Below are 3,387 nucleotides of genomic sequence, written 5' to 3'. Positions count from 1 at the left end.
AGTATAAGAAATTACATAGTCAGCAACTAAGTTTGCTTTAAGTAGCCGCAAACGTAGATACCTCGTAGCTCTGCTGCGAGGTTAATTCATTAAGACAGCTTCTGAACAATCTTAAGTAAGTAAAAGTTATAATAAGTGTTTTTATGATAAGCTTATTCTCAGCGGAGTCATAGATAGAAAAGGAGAGTAAAGTTGGACAAGAAGTATAGGGTTGGGATAGATATAGGTGGAACCAACGTAAAAATTGCACTTGTTGACAATAAAGGTCATCTTGCATACTCAAACAGTGTACCAACAAGAGCTGAAATGGGTTATGAATATACAATTTCAAACATTAAATCAGTAATTTATACAAGCCTAAAAGAAACTGAAATTTCCAAATCAGATATAGGCGGAATAGGCATAGGCGGTCCAGGTCAGATTGATTCAGAAAAAGGTATCGTAAGATGTTTCCCTAATATTCCTGGCTGGATAAATGTACCTCTTGCCAAAATCATGGAAGAGGAATTCCAGGTTCCGGCCAGAGTTGATAACGATGTACGTGTTGCCACTCTAGGCGAATATCATTTTGGAGCAGGAAAAGGATATAAAAACATTGTATGTATAACAGTAGGAACCGGAATAGGATCAGGCATAATTATTAACGGGCAATTAGTCAGAGGTGCCAGTATGTCAGCAGGTGAATTAGGGCATATGACCCTGCAAGCATGCGGTGGCCCAATTTGTGGATGCGGTGATACCGGTTGTCTTGAAGCTTTTGCATCAGGACCTGCTATTGTTCAATTAGCTCAAGAATATATAATGGGTGGCAAATCAGCTAAATTTAAAGAATTGGCAGTTAATACACCTATCACACCTCAAATTGTCTACGAAGCTGCTCAATTAGGTGATGCAGTATCAAAAACTATATTCGATATAATTGGCAACTGGATAGGAATTGCTCTGGCTAACGTTGTAAATTTAATAAATCCTGAAGTAATAATCATAGGTGGCGGTGTAGCGCAAGCTGGTGATATATTATTCAAACCTATTAGAGAAACACTGGATAAAAGAGCGCTTAAAATCGCTGCTGAAACTGTGAAAATAGTTCCTGCAGAGCTAGGTGAAAGCGCAGGAGTAGTTGGTGCCAGCTTACTCGTACTTGAATAAAATATAAAATATAAAATATTATACAAAATACCACAATATTACTTTTCAGGCATATTGTGGTATTTTTATTAGTAATGCTTTAGGCGTTAAATAAGGAAATGTTTTTCAGAAGCCTATAAAAAGTTTTGGTGCTAGAGCTGGTACATTTTCTCCGTCACTGGTGCTAATGCACATAATTAGGTTATAACTGGAATGATTGGAGACCTAGATAAGTGACTGTGTCACCAAATTGACATGAAACAAAGGTTCCTGCGAAAACATACCAGCTCTGCGAAATTGGTTTAACAAAGCAGTAGTTCAACTAAAGAAAGAAGAAAATGCCTGTATATTTATACTGGGGTGAAGAAGAATTTAATATTGAGAATGCTGTTCAAGATCTGAGAAATAAGGTCATTGATCCAAATTGGGCATTATTAAGCCATAAAGTTCTCAATGAACCTGAATTGCCTGAATTAGTTGCTACTTTACAAACTCTTCCTATGGCTTTTGGAAATCTTTTAATAGAAATTAAAACGACAAGCCTGTTTTTGCGTGGGGGAAAAAAAGCTTCCAGCTCAGATAAGCTCATGGTAAAGCTTATTGACACCCTTGAAAACCTTAATGATAATATTTATGTTTTATTTGTATGTCAAATCCCTCGAGATACTGGCAAAAAAATAGATTCAGCTTTAAAATTAACAAAAACTATTCAAAAAATAGGAAAGATAGAAGAATTTAACGCATTTAAATTCTATCAGGAAAAGGAACTTTTATCCTGGATTAATCAGAGAACATCATCAAAAGAGATCAAAATAACACAGGATGCAGCTTTGATTTTACTCCAAAATACTGGTTCAGAATTAAGAAGGCTGGATTCTGAGCTTAAAAAACTTAAGCTTAGCATCAGTCCCAAAAAGACAATTGGCAAAGAAGATGTTCTGGCTTTGTGCGCAACCCACGAAAACATATTTTTACTTGCTGATTCTTGGTTACAAGGTAACAAGTCTAAAGCCATATTAGAATTGCATAAACTTTTTGAAAAAGATCACCCGTTAAAAATTATTGCTACTCTTCAGACTATCGTAAGAAGATGGTTAAAGATCAAAATTGAATCTAAAACTAAGAATTCGTTTGAAATATCCAAAACAATTAACCTACATAAGTTCGTAATTGAGCAAGATATTAAAAAATTACAAAGTACCTCGGTTGAAAAACTGATTGAGCTAAGAAATAAGCTTACTCAAGCAGAGTACAAAATTAAAACCGGTGAACTTGAAGCAGAAATGTCGCTTGAATTGGCCATTGCATCTTAATTAGGTAAATTATATGTTTAATGAAAAACTAAAAAATAGGCAGACTACCGCAATAAGCTTTTTTGAATCAGCAATTAAGTCTAATAAACTGCATCATGCCTATATGCTTACTGGCTCTGATACACTTGAGCAGTATTATTTAGCTATTCAAGTTGCAAAAATCCTAAATTGTGAAAACAACACTGGCAGCGAAAGTTGCAACTGCACAAATTGCTCCTGGATAGATCAAAACAGACATCCTGCTGTAATCACAATTTCTCCGATAGATTATACTTATGGAAATCCTGAGTCAAAAGCATCTACTGTTATCTCAGTTCATCAGGCAAGGTATTTAATCAACTCTCTTGCTACATCATCTCAATATCATAGAATCATAATATTTACAGATGCAGCTGAAGGCAAAGAATATACTAAAAAAGCAGAGTTTCTTTGGAGCAACTATGTAAATATTCTAAAACCTCCAGCGTTAGCTGGAAAAGATGATTCTGATACAGAACGCCCAAGCTGGATGCCATTACCTATAAAATATGAGACTTTCAACCCGGCAGCTCCGAATGCTCTGTTAAAAACTCTTGAAGAACCCAATCCAAATGTTACCTTTTTCTTTTTAACAAGAGATAAAGAAGATATGCTTGATACTATAGTATCAAGGTGTCAGGTAGTTCCTGTTTCAACAATAAATATACAGAAAAACAGCACTAACGCTCTTGCAAGTCTGATTAATTCATTTCCACCTAAAAATCCTGCTGAAGCTATTGCTTTATCAGAAGAGGTAATGGCGATATCAAAACAAGAATCTTGCGAACTAGAAGAATTATTGGATTCTTTACAGGATTATTTATGCAGATTAATTAAAGCCAATTATGAGAATAAGACGCAATCTGCAAAAATAGTAAGCTTTATTGAGCGTATAGAAAGAGCAAAGCTTGAATTGGCAAACTATGTA

Annotated in this window: 3 protein-coding genes (1 of these 3 running past the window's edge); all 3 read left to right on the top strand. The window is 35.1% G+C overall.

From position 1 onward, the window contains the following. Nucleotides 1–192: 192 nt before the first annotated feature. Nucleotides 193–1,149 (top strand): hypothetical protein, encoded by a 957-nt coding sequence (locus A2255_05130; GenBank protein ID OGI22763.1) that lies wholly within the window; start codon nt 193–195, stop codon nt 1,147–1,149. Nucleotides 1,150–1,466: 317 nt separating this feature from the next. Next, nucleotides 1,467–2,441: a DNA polymerase III subunit delta gene (locus A2255_05125; protein ID OGI22762.1), complete on the top strand. Its 975-nt coding sequence runs from the start codon at nt 1,467–1,469 to the stop codon at nt 2,439–2,441. 13 nt (nt 2,442–2,454) lie between these two features. Continuing rightward, nucleotides 2,455–3,387, top strand: partial view of a hypothetical protein gene (locus A2255_05120; GenBank protein ID OGI22761.1) — the 5' portion only. Its footprint extends 51 nt past the window's final position; the window shows 933 of its 984 coding nt (coding positions 1–933); the start codon lies at nt 2,455–2,457; the stop codon falls past the right edge of the window.

The sequence above is a fragment of the Candidatus Melainabacteria bacterium RIFOXYA2_FULL_32_9 genome, from assembly GCA_001784615.1.
Taxonomy (GTDB): Bacteria; Cyanobacteriota; Vampirovibrionia; order Gastranaerophilales; family UBA9579; genus UBA9579.
Note: the sequence above shows the minus strand (reverse complement) of the source record. Positions and strands in the feature narration are given on the sequence as shown.

What these genes read in the sequence shown, in the direction of transcription:
- A2255_05125 (OGI22762.1), top strand. Translation starts at nt 1,467, where the DNA reads ATGCCTGTATATTTATACTGGGGTGAAGAAGAATTTAATATTGAGAAT.